The 18,735-nt window shown below is 33.6% G+C and carries 16 protein-coding genes; 14 read left to right on the top strand and 2 right to left on the bottom strand.

From position 1 onward, the window contains the following. Positions 1 to 9: 9 nt before the first annotated feature. Complete coding sequence (locus tag CLLI_RS05130) at positions 10 to 891, bottom strand: Cof-type HAD-IIB family hydrolase (protein ID WP_106063161.1); 882 nt, start codon at positions 889 to 891, stop codon at positions 10 to 12. A gap of 378 nt (positions 892 to 1,269) precedes the next feature. Between CLLI_RS05130 and acrC the strand changes: the two genes are divergently transcribed. From acrC to CLLI_RS05095, 7 genes are all read left to right on the top strand, one after another. After that, positions 1,270 to 2,415 (top strand): acryloyl-CoA reductase, encoded by a 1,146-nt coding sequence (gene acrC, locus CLLI_RS05125; RefSeq protein WP_106063160.1) that lies wholly within the window; start codon positions 1,270 to 1,272, stop codon positions 2,413 to 2,415. Positions 2,416 to 2,434: 19 nt separating this feature from the next. Next, on the top strand, positions 2,435 to 3,238 hold the full coding sequence (acrB, locus tag CLLI_RS05120) for an acryloyl-CoA reductase electron transfer subunit gamma (protein WP_106063159.1): 804 nt from the start codon (positions 2,435 to 2,437) through the stop codon (positions 3,236 to 3,238). A 21-nt stretch (positions 3,239 to 3,259) separates the two neighbouring features. Continuing rightward, positions 3,260 to 4,363, top strand: coding sequence for an acryloyl-CoA reductase electron transfer subunit beta (gene acrA, locus CLLI_RS05115; RefSeq protein WP_106063158.1), 1,104 nt, complete (start codon positions 3,260 to 3,262; stop codon positions 4,361 to 4,363). A 158-nt stretch (positions 4,364 to 4,521) separates the two neighbouring features. After that, a complete protein-coding gene (gene brnQ / locus CLLI_RS05110; protein ID WP_106063157.1) occupies positions 4,522 to 5,892 on the top strand; it encodes a branched-chain amino acid transport system II carrier protein in 1,371 nt (456 codons plus the stop codon). 65 nt (positions 5,893 to 5,957) lie between these two features. Next, positions 5,958 to 6,416, top strand: coding sequence for a beta-alanyl-CoA:ammonia lyase (locus CLLI_RS05105; protein WP_106063156.1), 459 nt, complete (start codon positions 5,958 to 5,960; stop codon positions 6,414 to 6,416). Between the two features lie 56 nt (positions 6,417 to 6,472). Continuing rightward, the gene (locus CLLI_RS05100) at positions 6,473 to 6,850 is read left to right on the top strand and encodes a hotdog fold domain-containing protein (protein ID WP_106063155.1); all 378 of its coding nucleotides are present in this window, start codon (positions 6,473 to 6,475) and stop codon (positions 6,848 to 6,850) included. Between the two features lie 29 nt (positions 6,851 to 6,879). Next, positions 6,880 to 8,061: a CaiB/BaiF CoA transferase family protein gene (locus CLLI_RS05095; RefSeq protein WP_106063154.1), complete on the top strand. Its 1,182-nt coding sequence runs from the start codon at positions 6,880 to 6,882 to the stop codon at positions 8,059 to 8,061. Positions 8,062 to 8,176: 115 nt separating this feature from the next. Here CLLI_RS05095 and CLLI_RS05090 read toward each other — a convergent pair whose 3' ends face one another. Continuing rightward, positions 8,177 to 9,043: a MerR family transcriptional regulator gene (locus tag CLLI_RS05090; RefSeq protein WP_106063153.1), complete on the bottom strand. Its 867-nt coding sequence runs from the start codon at positions 9,041 to 9,043 to the stop codon at positions 8,177 to 8,179. A gap of 232 nt (positions 9,044 to 9,275) precedes the next feature. Here CLLI_RS05090 and CLLI_RS05085 point away from each other — a divergent pair, with 232 nt between their 5' ends. From CLLI_RS05085 to gnpA, 7 genes are all read left to right on the top strand, one after another. Next, complete coding sequence (locus CLLI_RS05085; protein WP_106063152.1) at positions 9,276 to 11,057, top strand: sensor histidine kinase; 1,782 nt, start codon at positions 9,276 to 9,278, stop codon at positions 11,055 to 11,057. Between the two features lie 2 nt (positions 11,058 to 11,059). Beyond that, entirely contained in the window at positions 11,060 to 12,667 is a 1,608-nt protein-coding gene (locus CLLI_RS05080; protein WP_106063151.1) for a response regulator transcription factor, read from the top strand. A 52-nt stretch (positions 12,668 to 12,719) separates the two neighbouring features. Next, a complete protein-coding gene (locus CLLI_RS05075; protein WP_106063150.1) occupies positions 12,720 to 13,271 on the top strand; it encodes a YesL family protein in 552 nt (183 codons plus the stop codon). Between the two features lie 129 nt (positions 13,272 to 13,400). Then, entirely contained in the window at positions 13,401 to 14,690 is a 1,290-nt protein-coding gene (locus tag CLLI_RS05070; protein ID WP_106063149.1) for an ABC transporter substrate-binding protein, read from the top strand. 81 nt (positions 14,691 to 14,771) lie between these two features. Continuing rightward, positions 14,772 to 15,656 carry a carbohydrate ABC transporter permease gene (locus CLLI_RS05065; RefSeq protein ID WP_106063148.1) on the top strand — a complete coding sequence of 295 codons (885 nt, stop codon included), beginning with the start codon at positions 14,772 to 14,774 and terminating at the stop codon, positions 15,654 to 15,656. A 1-nt stretch (position 15,657) separates the two neighbouring features. Then, positions 15,658 to 16,536, top strand: a complete 879-nt coding sequence (locus tag CLLI_RS05060; protein WP_106063147.1) for a carbohydrate ABC transporter permease — start codon at positions 15,658 to 15,660, stop codon at positions 16,534 to 16,536. Between the two features lie 21 nt (positions 16,537 to 16,557). After that, a complete protein-coding gene (gene gnpA / locus CLLI_RS05055) occupies positions 16,558 to 18,726 on the top strand; it encodes a 1,3-beta-galactosyl-N-acetylhexosamine phosphorylase (RefSeq protein ID WP_242975531.1) in 2,169 nt (722 codons plus the stop codon). The last annotated feature ends 9 nt before the right edge of the window (positions 18,727 to 18,735 follow it).

Genomic DNA, 18,735 nt, shown 5'->3' with positions numbered 1-18,735 from the left:
CCAAAATAATTACGCCAGAGTTGATTTAAGCTTTAATTTATTCATTAATTTGTGAATAAAATAAGCTACTCCGTTGAGGTCATTTGACATTGAAACATGGCTGCATATATTTTTTATATCATCTTCAGCATTTCCCATTGCAACGCTTGTCCCAGCTTTTTGAAACATGGATACATCGTTGTAACTATCGCCCATTGCTGTAACATCCTTTAATGAAATACCTAAGTAATCCGCTAGATATTCTAAAGAGTTACCTTTAGAGGCATTGTTATTAGTTAATTCAAAATTATACTCATGGGAAATTACCATGGATAATTCCTTAAATTCTTTATAATATTGCCTACCATAATTAAGCTTTTCTTTATCTATAGAAATTGCAGTTATGCTGCAAAAATCTAAATCTAAGTTTAAAATATCCTCCTTACACTTTATAAGTTTAATACCTTCTTGAGAGAATATGAAGTTTATCATATAGTTGACTAAATTCGTGGGAATAGAAGGATTATTTATTTTTGCTTTTTCAAAGTCTTTTTCTAATAGTGCTTTTATGTCATATGGTAAAAACAAGTTTTTATCTGTGCATATTTGAAAAACATATTCATTTTCATAGAGCCAATTTAGTACATACTTAAGATATTCCTTATCTATAGTATAGGATTTTAGTTTTTTCCCTTCCTTAGAAAATACCATTGCACCATTATTTGAAATTATATGGGCATTAATGTTGGCTTTCTTACATATATGAATAGCATCAGAATGGGTTCTTCCTGTTGCAATTGCTATTTCTATTCCTTTTTTCTGGGCTAATCTTAAAGCCTCTGCATTTTCTTTACTCACTTCATGGTTTGAATTTAGAAGAGTTCCATCTAAATCTGTTGCAATAAGTTTCATTATAATTACCTCGCATTATTCAATTACTATTAAATTTACATTATTCCTTCTTAATATATGCCAATCACCTTTAAAATATAAGGCTGCATAGGTGAATTATAATGAACTATAAGTAAAATGTCAATGAATCATAAGTGATTACAAGCAAATAAAAGCCGTTGCCCTACAGTGGATGGAGGGCTTAATGAAAAAAAGCATATATGCATGATTTAACTTTTAAAAAAGCTATTGACTTTCCACCAACTGTATAAGGTAAAGTCTTATATAAAAGATGATTAAAAGAGCATTATAAAATAAGTTTAAAATATGAAAATGCATGCGTTATATGCTCTCAAGAAATGTTTCTACTTCTATATTAAAAGAAAGGTGGAAGAACATATGGATTTTTCATTAAACAGAGAACAGGAAATGATTAAAAAGTTGGCACAACAGTTTGCTGAAAATGAATTAGAGCCGGTTGCAGAAGATGTTGACCTTGAGCATGTTTTCCCAAAGGAAAATTTTAAAAAGATGGCAGCATTAGGATTTACAGGGATTGGCGTTCCTAGTCAGTACGGTGGCTCTGGCGGTGGTGCATTGGAAAAGATTATAGTTGTTTCAGAATTTGCAAAGAAATGCATGTCTTCGGCAGCGATTTTATCAATCCATTTAATTGCGCCTCAAACTATCTACAAATACGGCAATGAAGAACAAAGACAAAAATATCTTCCTATTCTCACAAAAGGCGGATCTTTAGGAGCATTTGCACTTACTGAGCCAAATGCTGGTTCTGATGCAGGTTCCGCAAAGACAGTTGCTATTTTTGATTCTGAAACAAATGAATATATATTAAATGGGACAAAGTGCTTTATCTCTGGAGGCAGCCGTGCGGATGTACTTATAATATTTGCACTTACACAGCCTAATAAAGGATTAAAGGGAATGTCCGCAATCATAGTTGAAAAAGGTACACCAGGTTTTAGTATTGGTAAAGTTGAGACAAAAATGGGTCTTGCTGGTTCCGAAACGGCTGAACTTGTATTTGAAGATTGCCGTGTTCCAGCTGCTAACCTTCTTGGAAAGGAAGGACAAGGCTTTAAAATTGCAATGCAGGCACTTGATGGAGCGCGTATAGGGGTAGGTGCTCAAGCTGTGGGAGTTGCAGAAGGTGCTTTAGATCTTTCTATTAAGTATTCAAAAGAGCGTGTACAGTTTGGTAAGCCAATTGCAAAGTTACAGGGTATACAGTGGTATATCGCCGATATGGCAACAAAGACAATGGCTGCAAAAACTCTTGTACAGTATGCTGCATATCTTGAGGATGCCGGAAAACCTTTCACAGCAGAGGCAGCTATGTGTAAGCTTAATGCTTCTGAAAATGCACGTTTTGTTACAAATTTGGCACTCCAAATCCATGGAGGCTATGGCTATATGAGGGATTATCCCTTGGAGCGTATGTATCGTGATGCAAAGATTACAGAAATTTATGAAGGTACTTCCGAAATTCATAAAGTAGTCATCTCCAGAGCAGTGATGAGTAAATAAAAAAGGAGTGTAGAGAATAATGAGAATTTACGTTTGTGTTAAACAGGTTCCAGATACTTCAGGCAAGGTTGCAGTAAATCCAGATGGAACTCTAAATCGTGCTTCTATGTCCACTATTATTAATCCGGATGATATGAGTGCAATAGATCAGGCACTTACACTTAAGGGCGCAACTGGTTGTCAGGTAATAGCAGTAACAATGGGGCCTCCTCCAGCAGAGGGAATGCTTCGTGAGCTTCTCGCAATGGGTGTAGATGATGCTGTTTTAATTTCTTCACGTGAGTTTGGTGGTTCCGACACATTTGCAACATCTCAGATTATTGCAGCAGCAATTTCACATCTTGGAATAGGTAAAGATGACATGATTTTCTGTGGCCGTCAGGCAATTGATGGAGATACGGCGCAAGTTGGACCCCAGATTGCAGAAAAACTTAATATTCCTCAGGTTACTTATGCAACTGAAATTCATAAGAAAGATAATGTATTAGTTGTAAAGCGCATGCTTGAAGATGGCTATATGATGATTCAGGTTAAGACACCTTGTCTTATCACATGTGTAAAAGAGAAGAATGTTTCCAATAGTTATATGACTGTAAACGGTATTATGAATTGCTACAGCAAGCCGCTTACCATTCTTGATTTCGAAACACTTAAAGAGGAACCATTAATTGACATTGATATAATCGGACTTAAGGGTTCACCTACTAACATTTTCAAGTCCTTCACACCTCCACAGAAAGGAACCGGCGTAATGTTTGAAGGGGCTAACAGAGAAACAATAGCAGATTTAGTTAGCAGATTACAGAAGGAACACGTTATATAATTTGAAAGGAGATATGAGAATATGATTTTTAATAGTTATGATATAGATGTATTCAAGGACATTTGGGTATTTTGTGAACAACGTAATGGAAAATTAATGTATACTGATTTTGAATTAATCTCCGAAGGCCGTAAACTGGCTGATGAGCGTGGCTCAAATCTCATTGGCATACTTCTTGGATACAACGTGAAGGACATGGCTAAGGAACTTGGAGGATATGGTGCAGACAAGATAATTGTATGTGATGATCCTGCCTTAGATATTTACACAACAGAGGCATATACAAAGGTGCTTTGTGATGTTGCAATGGACAAGAAGCCTGAGGTTATCTTAATGGGAGCATCTAACATTGGTCGCGATCTTGGACCACGTTGTGCAGCTCGTTTACATACAGGTCTTACAGCAGACTGCACACATCTTGATATTAATATGGATAAGTATGTTGATTTTCTTACAACATCTTCTACACTTGATCTATCCAAAACAGCTTTTAAAATGGATGACACTAACTTAAAGATGACACGTCCTGCATTTGGAGGACACCTTATGGCAACAATTATTTGTCCACGTTTTCGACCATGTATGTCAACTGTACGCCCAGGGGTTATGAAGAAGGCAGAGTTTAGTAAGGAAAAGGCTGATGCATGTGAAATAGAGCTATATCCTATTTCTATTTCTGAAGGCGACATAAAGACAAAGGTTCTTAATGTGGTTAAGGAAGCAAAACAGATGATTGACTTAATTGGTGCAGACGTTATAGTTTCTGTAGGTCGTGGTATAGGTAAGAATGTAGAGGATGGAATAGAGCTTGCACATAAGCTTGCAGAGGCTTTTGGCGGTGGAGTTGTAGGTGGAAGCCGTGCTGCTATTGATTCTGGCTGGCTTTCAGCAGACCATCAGGTTGGGCAAACAGGTAAGACTGTACATCCAAAGGTTTATGTTGCCCTTGGCATTTCTGGTGCAATTCAGCACAAGGCAGGTATGCAGGATTCAGAATTAATAATTGCAGTAAACAAGGATGCAACAGCTCCAATCTTTGACTGTGCAGACTATGGCATCACTGGAGACTTATTTAAGGTTGTTCCAATGATGATTGACGAAATCACAAATAGAAAAAAGCAATAAATAGCTAACTTTACCCTAGGTGGACAGTTGGTGTACTAATTTGGGAATATGGGTTTAAAAATATCTAATATATGGTTGACTATCCAACCACTGTATCAAATATAATAATAATAATAACAGTATTTTATTAACTAGGGTAAATATTTAATTTGGGGGGGATGTGTATGAACAACAATTTAAATGAGAAGGGAGATTTGAAATTACCAGCATTATTGTTAATGGGTGGTGGGCTCTTCTCAATGCACTTTGGTGCATCCAGCATGGTGTGGCCAATGAACTGGGGTAAAGAAAGCGGTACATCTGTATGGATTGCATTCTGCGGAGTATTTATAACGGCTTTATTGCTTACGTTGCTTGCATATGTTGCATTAGCAAGGGGGGAAGGCACTTATAGCAAAATAACCAATCGTGTACTTGGAAATAAACTAGGCGCAGTATATACAATAGTAACCATTATTGTGCTTGGACCTCTGTATGCTATTCCCCGTATGAGTGCAGCATCTTGGGATTCAGTAATACAGGCCTTTTCTTTAAATTACGAAACAAAATTACCACTGATTATATTTACGGTATTATTCTATCTGGTAACTTATTGGTTCTTAATGAATCCTGGAAAGACAATGGATCGTATTTCACAGCTTCTTTTTCCTTTCCTTATTATCATTGTTATTGTCGTTGTAGGAAAGGGGCTTATAACACCAATTGCAGAGCCAGTTGCAAAGTCATATAAAGGTTCAGCATTTGCATATGGTTTCACAAATGGTTATGCAACAGCGGAAATTCTTTGCGCATTAATATTCGGTGTTGTTATAATAAATGGTCTTAAATCAAAAGGTGTTCCTGAGGAACGTATGAGTAAGAATGTTATCAGGGTTGGTATTATTGGTGTAGGACTATTAAGCTGTACACACCTTTGCCATATGTTAATAGGTGCTTCTACAGGGGGAACAATTGATTTAACTTATACAGCTCTTTATACAGCAGTTGCTACTAAACTTCTTGGATCATTAGGGGGAATCTTATTTTCAATAGCACTATTCTTTGCAGCACTTACAACAGCAATTGGTATGACTTCTGGATGTGCTGAGTTCTTCGTTGATATAACACAAGGAAAGATTGATTACAAGAAGGCATCTATTGCAATCTTGGTTTTAAGCACATTATTTGGATGCATGGGCCTTGCTTCAATCCTTGAATTACTAGGACCAATACTTGATGGTATATATCCAGCAGCTATTGTACTTGTTATATATTATGCATTAATGCCAAACAGCCAGAATGCAAGACACTTAAATGTATGTCGTTATGCAATGATAACAGCATTAGTATTTGGTATCTTTGATATGGTTCATACTTATGGAATTAAATTAAATATAAATTTAGGCTACTTCAATACATTTTATGATAGCCTTCCGCTATCATCTGATATGCTTGCATGGTTCCCATGGACAGTAGCTGCTGCAATTATTGGATACTTAGTATTTCCAAAAAACAAAGCAGCAGTTGGGAAAAATATAAAAGAAATTTAGATTAATGGATGTTTGTGGAATTCCGCAAGCGTCTAAATAATAAAAAATACTAGGAGGATATCATAATGAGAAAAGTATCTTTTTTAAGCTATAATATGACAACAGCAGATGCTAATAATCCAGATGGGTTAGTTCCAATTGGACGTCAATTTGATTTTATAGGAGACGTTGAGACAGAAGAAATGATTTTAGTTGATGGCGATGAGTCACTTTGCCTTGGATACCATGATGTTAAATGCTATAAGGACATTTATGTAGGAGATATGGTTGATTTTAAAGCAACTCTTACACATATAGGAAACACATCTCGTGACTGTAAAATTGAAGTTTTCAAAGTTGCTACACCTGCTTTCCGTGAAGGTAAGAAGGATTGCAAACCAGGAGATATGGTTTGGTTTGAGGAGCCTGTACTTTGTACACAGGGAAATGTTCGCCTTGTAGTTAAGAAACACTTACAGCGTGGAGAGCAGCCAGACGGATTAGTAATTGATCCATGGCGTCCGCTTGAAGACTTTCCAGAATAAATATAAGCTCTAAAAATAAGATAAACTTAAAATATAGAATAAAGGAGAATTGTATTATGAATGAACAACAAACAGTAACATTTCGTTATAGAATGTCAGACCGTGACGTATTTTATGGTGGCGGAGTTGTAAACGGTGCCAGAAACATTACACTGATGAATGATGCAGCAAATCGCCTTATGGCAAAGGTATTTGGAAACACAGGTCATTGTGTTGAGGTAAAGAAGGTTCGTCTTTATGTGCCTTCACATGCAGGTGATTACATGGAATATATTGCAAGAGTTAAGAACATAGAGGGAAATCGCGCATTAATTGAGGTTCGTTCCTTCAAGATTATTGAAGTTCCTGAACATCCAGAATTTCCAAGTTCTATTGATGTACTAACGGATCCACCGTTATCAACAGTGGTTCAGTTCGTCTATGAGGCATATTAATAAATTACGAATATAGGGGGAGTTTATATATGAGAAAAGCACTTCAAGGCTTAAAAGTAATTGATCTTACCTCTGCGCTAAATGGACCATTTTGTACAATGATGCTAGCTGATTATGGTGCAGATGTTATAAAAATTGAACCAGTTAATGGTGATCAGTGCCGTAAATGGGGACCAATTGATAAAAAAAGCGGTGAAAGCGGTTTTTACTGCTACGTAAATCGTAATAAAAAGGGCACCACTCTTAATCTTAAATCTGAAAAAGGGTTACAGATGTTCTATGAGATTGTTAAAGATGCTGATATCCTAGTTGAAAACTATAAGGGTGGTGTTACAAAGAAACTTGGTGTTGATTATGAATCTGTAAAGAAGGTTAACCCAACTATTATCTATGCTTCAGGTTCAGGCTTTGGTCAGTATGGACCAATGTCACACCGTCCTTGCTATGATGTTGTAGCACAGTCTATGGGTGGTATGGTTTACCTTACAGGCTTTAAGGATACAAACCCAGTTAAGGCTGGTCCTTCTATTGCAGACCATGTTGCAGGTATTTACTTAACAGTAGGGATACTTATGGCTCTCTACAACCGTGAGAAAACAGGACAGGGTCAACTTGTTGATGTATCAATGGTAGACTCAATTTTTAGTTTGCTTGAAAATGCAATTGTAAACTATACAGTTGGTGGTTTTATTCCAGAACGTAATGGGAATGTAGACCAATCCATTGCTCCTTTTGATATATATGAGTGTAAAGATGGTTTTGTTGCTCTTGGAGTAGGTAATGATAGACTGTTCGAAAAATTATGTTCTACTATAGGACATGAAGAACTTCTAGAGGATCCTCGTTATAAAACAAATGTTTTACGTTTCGAAAACTATATACCGGATTTACAAAATTTAATTCATGACTGGTGTAAGGATTACACAAAGAAAGAAATAGATAACATAATGGATAAGGCAGGAATACCATGTGGTCCAGTGTTAAATATTAAGGAAGCAATTGAGCATCCACATATTCAGGCTCGTGAAATGATGGTGCATTGTAAGCATCCAACAGCAGGTGATCAGTATTTCCAGGGTTGTGTTGTAAAGCTTTCAGAAACCCCAGGCAGCGTAGAAACTCCAGCTCCATTGTTGGGGCAGCACAATGCTGAAGTTTTCGGACTTACAGAAGAAGAAATTAAGAAGTTAAGCGCAGAAGGTGTAATATAAATTAAGTATATACACAAGAATATATTGCAAGATAGGCTCCATCCTGGAATAACTTTTTAAGGGAACCCTTAAAAGTGGTTCCCTTAATTTGCACTTTATGTTAACTATTTATAATTTAAATCTTTGTCACTGGAATTATTACTTTGGTAATATGCTCATCAACGTTGTTTACATCAAGAGGCGATATAATAAATTCCTCGGATATATTACCAGCAATCTTGTAACCATTTTTGTTAATCCACTGTATCATTTTTATATGAGTGTTCATGATATTCGAATAATCTCCGATGTGGGTAGTGGTAACAGCAGTAAAACCGCCAAACTTCCTGCAATTATTGCTATTGCAGTTAGCAGGCGATTCTATGGACATTCCAAATTCAACCATTACATCCTTAAAAAAAAACTGATCAAGAGGGTCTGAATCATATGTAACAACAATTAATCCTTTGCTTTTTAGCTGCATCTTATTGCATAAACTAATTATTTCTATCCATCTCTCTAAAGACACCTCTGAATTTGAATATTTTTTCATTAATTTTCTGGTAAACAATAAATACATTTCAGGAATTTCCTCAATGCGTATGTTTTCGGCAGATGTATTTTCTTCTGCACAGTAAGAAATGATATCTACCCCTTCTTTTAACCTTTCCCAAAAAGCATAAGCATCAGAATATATTTTTTGAAGATTATTTATTTCGTTATGTATTTCCAGGAGCTTACATTCTATACTTTCTTTGAGGGTTTCAGTTTTATTATCGTTTACAATATGCTGGATCTGTTCTAATGTAAATCCAAACATTTTTAGTTTACGAATTATACATAGTGTTACCATTTGATCCTTACTATAATATCTATATTTTGTCTCTTCATCTCTAAATTTAGGAACAACCAATTTTATCGAATCATAATAACGCAATGTCTTCCTGGGAATATTACAGATTTCTTCCACTTCACCTATTGAGTATTTATCCCCTCTTTTCATTTATAATTCCCCCTTGATAATTCCTTATTTTACATATACTACTAATAGGCTTCTATTATAGGTTACTACTAATGTGAAAGAAGTGCAATAGTTTAATTAGTACACCCCTGGGGTTATAAAAAATGTGCTACAATTAAATGGGAAAAATAATTTTTAAATGTAAGGCAAATAATAATTATTTATATTGAAAAGGTATTCAAATTTATCTTATTATTAAAATAGGGGGAATTTGATGATTAAAAATAAAAGTATGTCGAAAAAATTTATTAGCAGTTTTATTATATTAATTGTAATACCATTTTTTATTATCACTATTGTTATTAATAGTTTATATGAAGGAGTTTTGGTTTCACATTACAATGAAAAAATTGAACAAATTATGGTGCAATTATCTAGTGATATTGAAATTGAGCTTAGACGAATCCATCTTTATACAGCGAAGGTTTCTAATGAACAAGAATTATTACCACTTGTGAATAGTTGGTACCATGAGAAGGATTCAATTAAAAAGCTTGAAACTTATGAAAAGATTGAAACAAAGCTAGATTATTTATTTGCCTATCAAGGAGAAATAAACTCAATAGTGTTTTTTTCAAAAAACGGTGAAGTGTTTAAATATAAGGACCCACTTTATAAAAATGATTCTGATGTAAAGAAAAGTTCTTTATATAAGGAATGTATGGGCAATAAGGGAAAAGTATTAAGTATAAACAACTTTAATAGTTCTAATGATGTAAATGCTGGTAGAATAGATTTTTTAGTTGGTGTTAGCCCAGAATATAATTGGTACAATTCAGATACGGAGTTTATATATTTTGAAATTAAAACAGATTTACTAAATTCAATTTATTCGAGATTTACAAATGATACTGTAGGAAAAATGATAATAGCTGATTCTAAAGGTAATATTGTAATATCACCAGATAAAAACTTGCTTGGGAAAAATATTTCAGAAGTAAAGTATCTTAATAAAATTAGTAATAAGAACAATGATTATGCTCCTTATAAATATAGATATAAAAAAGATATTAAGTATATATCAAAATACACTTCAGATAAATCAGGATGGACTGTAATTAATATTATTGATTATAAGGCTTTAACAAAGGATACAACAAATATTACAAAAGTACTGTTAATGATATTTTTAATATTCAACTTATTGTTTATTTTATACTCTAAAATGTTCTTTAAAGATATTATTAAACCAATAAAAGAACTTGTGGAAACAATGAAAGGTGTTAAAGATGAGAAACTTGAAAAGATTACAATTACTAATACTAATTTGGAAGAAATTAATGAACTAGGAAGCAGCTATAATAAGATGATTAATGACATTAAGGATCTTATAGCAGAGAGAGATTTGAAGGAAAGAGAGCGTTCCAAAGAAGAAATTAAAGCGTTGCAAGCTCAAATTAATCCTCATTTTATTTATAATACCTTAAATGTAATTAAATTAATGGCTATGATATCAAAGGCAGAAAACATTAGGAAGGTGACAGATTCATTTATGAAGCTTCTACGCGCAACCTTTAGAAGTAAATCAACCTTTATTACCGTAAGGGAGGAATTGGAGTATCTTGATAACTATACGGATATAATGAAGGTAAGATTTGGAGATAATTTCAATATAGTGGTTAATGTTCAGGATAATGTGAAAGATCTTTATATTATCAAATTAATTTTACAACCTATAGTTGAAAATGCAATTATTCATGGAATTAATGATATTGATAGAGAAAAATATATTACAATTTCAGGCTTTCTAGAGAATGGAAAGTTAATTTTCCAAGTTGAAGATAATGGCATAGGAATGACGGAAGATGAGATAAAAAATGTTTTGAATAATAAAGAAAATGATAAGACAGGTTTTAATCATATAGGAATAAATAATGTTAGGAGTAGAATTAAACTTAATTGTGGACAAGAGTATGGATTAAAAATTGAAAGTGAGAAAAATAAGTTTACAAGAGTAACACTTATACATCCTATACTAACAGAAGAGGAGCGATAATAATGTACAAAATGCTTTTGGTTGAGGATGAACCCATTGTAAGGCTTGCATTAAAGTCTTTAGTAGATTGGAATGCTTATGGTTTCGATGAAGTTTTAGAAGCTTCTAATGGGAAAAGGGCTTTGGAAATAATGACAGCCAGGGGAGATATTGATATTGTAATTACCGATATTAATATGCCTGTTATGAATGGCATTGAACTTATTGAAAAGGGTAAGAAACTTGGGGGTAACACTGAGTTTTTAGTGTTAAGTGCCTATGATGACTACCCGCTTGTAAGAAGTGCTTTTAAGCTTGGAATAAATGATTATATTTTAAAAACGGAAATGGAGCCAGATAAGATTGTTAAAATGGTTATGACCGCTTTGGAGAAGAAAGATGGAGGCAGTAATAAGAGGAGCACTATTGATAGAAATGAGTTAATTAGAAAACTTATTGATGGAGATTTAAGCAAGGCGGAGCTTGATCATAGCATACTAAGACTAAAAGGAGATTATTATCTTTGCTGCTCTATTCTAATAGACAACTTTAGAATTATTAAAAAAAGATATGAGGATAATGATCTAAAGGAACTCATAAGCTCTGTAGTAAACGCAGTTTATCAGGTTCTTGAAACAGTAAATACAGGAGAAATTATATCTTTATCTTCAGAAGAATATGGCATGATTTTTGCCTTTGAATCTTCAATGAAAAGCGATATAGATAAGAAATTAGCAGAAATTTTAAGTAAGATTAGGACTTCTCTTTCAAATTTTTTAAACATTGAAGTAACAATTGGCATAAGTGAGATGAATAAAGATATAAGGAAGATAAAGCCTCTTCTCGAAGAAGGGCAAAGAAATGCTCGTCTTAGATTTATCTATGGGAAAGGAAAGAATATTTATCCTAAAGATGAAGAAGAGGTTAATAATATGAGGAAAAACAAAAATAATAATATAACCCAACAGATAATTATTGAAATGGGTAAGGAAAATGGAATACTTGAGGCTTTGGACAGATTAGATGAAGAAAAATGCATAGAGGAAATGAAAAGAATTTTTAAATTGAAAGAACTGTCTTTTACAGGTGACATTGAAAGTTTTTATATATATTATTTAGAAATAATACTAATGATTATTCAGTATGTAATTAAGGATGAGGAAAATAATTATGAAAGTACCATTTTAGAAAACACGGATTTTTATGGAGAAATAAGAAAGTTTGATACTATAGCTGAAATAGAAGAATGGATAATTAAGCTTTTGAAAAATATAATTTCTTCCTTAAGGAAAATGAATATGGTAGAAAGTGAAGCAATTAAACATGCAAAAGATTTTATTCAAAAAAACTATGGCGCCAAACTTACCTTAGATATGGTAAGCAAAGAGGTAGGCTATAGCAAGGCATATTTTAGCAAAATATTCACAGAGGAAACAGGAGATAACTTTACTACTTATTTAACTAATATAAGAATAGAAAAAGCTAAGGAACTTTTGACTAAGACTGAAATGAAAATATATGAAATTTGCGAGCATATAGGATATTCTAATATAGAGCATTTTAGCAGAACGTTCAAAAAGATTGTAGGAGTAAGTCCTATACAGTATAAAAATAACTACATGGGAAGGTGATATTACGAAAGGATTATTTAGCATTGATGGCCCGTTGTATGGGTTTTGCGTATTGATATATGAAACCTTTATGCTGAATTTATTATGGTTTTTAGGAAGCTTGCCACTATTGACAATAGGAGCTTCTACCTCTGCATTATATTATGTTTATGGGAAAAAGGTAAGGGGAGACAGCTATAGTATATATAGGGATTTTGTTAAAGGGTATAAGGAAAGTTTTAAGCAGGCTTTCCCTATTGGAGCCATTGTAACTGTGGTTTTATTCCTTAGTATTTTCAATTTATATAAATTAAATAATATGGGAGGCGGATATAATGCACTTAAGATTCTGCAAGTATTTATTATATTGCAAATACTCCTCATAAGTGTTTTCCTTTTTCCTTTAATATCCAAGTTTAATTTAGGATTATATGATCTAATTAAAGATTCAGTTATTTTAGCTTACAAGCATATAATTGTGAGTGTTTGTTCTGTAGTAATGTTTACAGCTTTTATTATATTTACTATGTACAAGTTATCCTTTGCATTATTTGCCATGAGTGTTTATGCTTATATATCGTCTTATTTTATTGAAAAAGTATTTAATAAATGTGTTAAATTTTAAGATATAGCTTTAGCTGAATATAAAAACATAATAAATATCAAAAAAGCATTAATATATATCATTCAGTAAAAGTGTAAGAATATTTAAAATATAATTATAATATAGTGTAAAATTTAGGGGGGAAGAGGAATGATAAAAAAGAGTTTATTAAAAAAATTAAGCCTGGTCTTGGTAGGTGCAACATTGCTAGGCACAGTTGCTGTAGGATGTTCAAATTCAAAGAGTACCACAGCAGATAGTGATAAGAAGGTAACACTAAAGCTCGCTCTTTGGGGAGAAGGAGATTATAAATATTTATCTGAAACAAACAAATTGGCGGATGCATACAAGAAAGATCATCCAAATGTAACTATTGAGATAGAACACATAGCCCCAAAGGAATATGACAATACAATGAAAATAAGAAATTCAGCTAATCAGCTGCCAGATGTATTCCCAATCAGACAAGCTCAACTTTCTCTTTATGGAGATGTAATGGTACCTTTAAATGATTTAGAGGCAACTAAAAATAATATTTATGCTAATGAAACAAAGATTAAAGGTAATGTTATTGGTATACCTCAAGCTGCTTTTAATGAATTTGTTTTTTACAATAAGAACATTTTTAAGGAATATAACTTACAAGTACCTAAGACTTGGGATGAATTTTTGAAGGTTTGTCAAACAATAAAAGATGGAAATAAATATATACCATTATTAATAGGTGGAAAGGATGGATGGCCGGATTATCCATTTAATGAATATATGCCAATGCTTGAAGCTGGAGATGGACAATATTACAACAAGATGGCAACTATGGATGCACCTTTTACAAAAGGACAGCCATTCTATAATGCATATGAAAAAATACAAAAGCTATATGATGCTAAGGTATGCGGAGATGACCCACTTGGCTATGGATGGGATCAGGAAAGAGCAATGTTTGTAGCAGGAAAAGGTGCAATGATGGCGGCTGGCTCATGGTATAAAGATGATTATGACCAAAATGGCGGAAAAGACGAAAATTTAGGAGTTTTCTTATTACCAACAAGGAATACTACTAGTGATCCATTCTATACCACTGCAATGACTGAGTTCTTCTGGGGAATTCCTAAGACTTGTAAAAATCAAAAGGAAGCAAAGGAGTTCCTGGAGTGGTTCTTTAGCAGCGACTACTATGCACAATTTGTAGGTTCTTTAAAACAAAAGCCTACAGTTAAGGGCGTTAAGTATAATGATAAATTCTTTGCCCAGGCTTTTGAAGGTCTTGATGTTAAGCCAATAACTGTTTTCTATGATGAAAACTTTAATAAAATAATGAATTCTATGAAGTTTGATGTTAAATCAATAGGTCAGCAACAGATGGCAGGAAAAACTAGCTTAGATTCAATTATGAATAATTTAAATGCGCAATGGAAGAAAGCAAGAAGTAATCAATAAGTAAAATAGTTAATCGAAGAAGAATAAGGTATCTGACAGCTGCTTTATTCTTCTTTTAATTAGCAGGCTAGGAGGCAAGGTATGTTTAAAAATAAAGATTTGAAGACGCAAAAAAAATTAGTATTAGTAACTTTCTTATTTATACCAACTATTTTAATATTACTTTTTATGATATATCCACTTATAAAATTAATAGGGTTAAGTTTTACAAATTGGGATGGATTGAGCCCAACATATAATTATATAGGGCTTAAAAACTTTAAAAAGATAATCTTTGATTCCCCAGAGGTATGGGCAGCTTTAAAAAATAATGGGATGTATTTTATTGGTCATATAATTTTTATACCAATAGAATTATTCTTAGCCTTTTTATTAGACAACAGAGTTAGAGGCTGCAAGATGTTTAAAACAATTACCTTCTTGCCTTATATGATCAATGGAGTAGCAGTGGCATGCATGTTTACATTCCTTTATAGCTCCCAAGATGGAGTGCTAAATAATATGCTTCAATATTTCCACTTAAATAAAATTGGATGGCTTAGTGATCCAAGCATTGTCAATTATTCTCTTACGGGAGTTTCATTGTGGAGATTTTCAGGCGTTCATATAATATTATTTTTAGCAGCCTTTCAATCGCTTCCTTCAGATATGATTGAGGCATCTATCATTGATGGTGCTAACAGCTTTCAGCAGTTTTACAAAATTGTACTGCCAAATATTAAGCCTGTAATAGAAATAGTATTATTTTTGAATGTAAGAGGAGCTCTTCAGGTATTTGATATTCCATATGTAATGACTGGTGGAGGACCAAATCATGCCAGCGAAACTTTTACAGTACAAACAATAAATACAGCGTTTCAGTATGCAAACTTTGGAAGAGCCTGTGCAATGGCTGTTGTGTTAATGGTAATAATTATAGCCTTTTCTATTATTCAACAGAAATTATTTAATTTAAAGGAGCGATAAAATGGAAGCAAAGATTGAACCAAGTAAAAAAACTATCTCCAAAAACACTAAGAAAAAAGCTAGTGGTTGGGAAATATTAAAGATATTATTGTTCGTATTTATTGCTGCAATAGTTATTTTACCAATACTTATAACATTATTTGCATCCTTTAAAACCTTGCCCCAGATTGGAGCTGAATCAGCTCTTAAACCACCAACCGCTCTTAACCTTGAGAATTATAAAGATGTTATCAAAAACAATCATGTTTTTGTAGGACTTAAAAACTCCACTATATTGGTGGTAGCGTCAGTAGTTATAAATTCTATACTAAGTACAATGGTAGCTTACTGCTTAACAAGATTCAATTTTAAACTGAAAAAGGTATATCTTGCCGTTTTCTTAATAGGAATGATAATCCCAGGTACCGTTACTGAAATATCAAGATTTGGACTGATGGTTAACCTTCATGTTTATGATACTCTTTTAGCACCAATACTGATTTATGTTGGAGCAGATTTAATGCAGATATATATTTATAATCAATTTTTAGTGCAGATTCCAATTTCAGTGGATGAAAGTGCTATGATGGATGGAGCATCATACTTCACAATATACTGGAAGATAATATTTCCTATGGTTATGCCAGCTACAGCTACTTTAGGAATATTGAAGGCTGTAGAGGTGTTAAATGATATGTATATTCCATTCCTATATATGCCAAGTCCAAACCATAAAACTTTAAGCACCATGCTTTTTGCTTGCATACAAGATCCAAGAACTTCTTCAATTCCAAAGCTTAGTGCGGCAGCAGTTATAGTTATGATTCCAACACTTGTAATATATTTTGTATTTCAAAAATTTATTTTTAGCGGCATAGCAGCAGGTGCTGTAAAAGAGTAGTGGCTCATAGGAGGGATTCATTTGATAGAAACTTCAAATAAAGGCAGATTTACTTTGCCAGCAGAAACAGGCATTGATGATGATGTTAAAAGACTTATAGACAAATGGGGTGCAGATGCTATTAGGAATAGTGATGGAACTGTGCTTTCAAAGGAATTAATGGATATGGCAGTTAAAGTTTATACAACCTATTTAACTGTAAGAAATGATCAAGAGTGGGCTTATTCCCATAAGAATCAATTACAGATGCAGTACTTAATGTCTAAATATAATACTGCAACAACAGAACTATTGGAGATAAATCCCTTGGAAGGATATTTTAATAGACAATTTGAAATTGATAAAAATCATGATTTTAAAAGGTATTGGGAAGTAATAGACAGATCTACTGGAGATGTGCTGGAGGATAGCAACTGGTACTTTGACTGTAGCAAAGAAACAGTAGTTATCACTAATGCGAAAAGGTGGCATAGGTATACCGTAAGCTTTTTAGCATATCAGGTATGGGATACAACTCAAATGTACAACCATTTAACAAATAATTGGACTACACCGCCACAGATGCCCTATGATGCAATTCATGAGGAAACTAGAGAACATATCTTTAGCTATTTAGAAAATTGGCTTAAAGAAAATCCAAGTGTAGATGTAGTTAGGTTCACCACATTTTTCTATCACTTCACTATAGCCTATAATGACAAAGCTAAGGAAAAATTTGTTGATTGGTTTGGATATAGTGCAAGCGTCAGCCCTGAGGCATTAGATGAATTTGAAAAGGTAAAAGGCTACAAGCTTAGAGCAGAAGTTTTTGTTGATGAAGGATACTATAATACCCCCTTTAGAGTGCCCTCTAAAGAATTTTTAGATTGGATAGATTTTATTCAAGGTTTTGTAGCTGAAAATGCTAAAAAATGTGTGGAATTATGCCACAGGCATGGAAAAGAAGCTATGATGTTCCTAGGGGACAACTGGATTGGGACAGAACCTTATGGGGATTATTTTGGAAACATTGGAGTAGATTCTGTAGTAGGTTCTGTAGGAAGCGGGGCAACCTTAAGGATGATTTCAGATATTCCTCATGTTAAATATACAGAGGGAAGATTCCTTCCATACTTCTTTCCAGATACCTTTTGTGAAGGCGGAAATCCTACAAAGGAAGCTGTAGAAAATTGGATACAAGCGAGAAGGGCTATACTAAGAAAACCAGTGGATAGAATGGGATACGGAGGATATTTAAGCCTGGCTCTTAAATTCCCTGACTTTGTAGATAAAGTAGAGGAAATTACTAATGAATTCAGAGAAATTCATAATAGAATAAAGGGAACAAAAGCTTATACTGGAAAGTTTAAAGTAGCTGTTCTTAATGCTTGGGGAAGGCTAAGAAGCTGGCAGTGCAACATGGTTGCCCATGCATTATTGTACAAGAAAACATACTCTTATGTAGGAGTAATAGAATGTTTAAGTGGAATGCCTGTGGATGTAGTATTCATGAGCTTTGAGGATATAAAGAAAAATGGCATACCAGAGGATATAGGTGTGATTATTAACGCTGGTGATGCTGGAACAGCGTGGTCAGGGCATAGTTATTGGATAGATGATGAAGTCACATGTAAAATTAGAGAATGGGTATATAATGGCGGTGGTTTCATTGGAGTAGGAGAGCCAACGGCATATCAGCATCAGGGCAGGTATTTCCAGCTGTCAGATGTATTAGGCGTAGATAGGGAAATGGGCTACACATTAAGCTACACTAGACATGATAAGGTTTATCATGGGGAACATTTTATTTTAGAAGATCAGCAATCGGAAATAAACTTTGGTGAAGGGATGAAGTATGTATATGCGGTTCAGGAAAGCACTAAGATTCTTTCAATGGACAAAGGTGACATAAATCTTGCTGTAAATGAATTTGGGAATGGTAGATCAGTGTATATTTCAGGGCTTCCATACACACCAGAAAATGTGAGAATACTTCTAAGAGCAATTTACTTTGCAGCATCAAGAGAGGAAGAGATGTTTAACTGGTACACATCAAATTGTAATACAGAGTGTGCAGCATATCTGGAGGTAGGAAATGTGGCAGTGATAAATAACTCAGATAAAGAACAAGAAACAGAACTTTACAAGGATAAAAATAATATTGAAAAATTAACTCTTAAGCCATATGAAATAAAATGGATTTCTAAATAAGCATAAGGA

Origin of the sequence: Clostridium liquoris (assembly GCF_002995785.1) — a bacterium.
GTDB classification, from domain to species: Bacteria; Bacillota; Clostridia; order Clostridiales; family Clostridiaceae; genus Clostridium_AO; species Clostridium_AO liquoris.
Note: the sequence above shows the minus strand (reverse complement) of the source record. Positions and strands in the feature narration are given on the sequence as shown.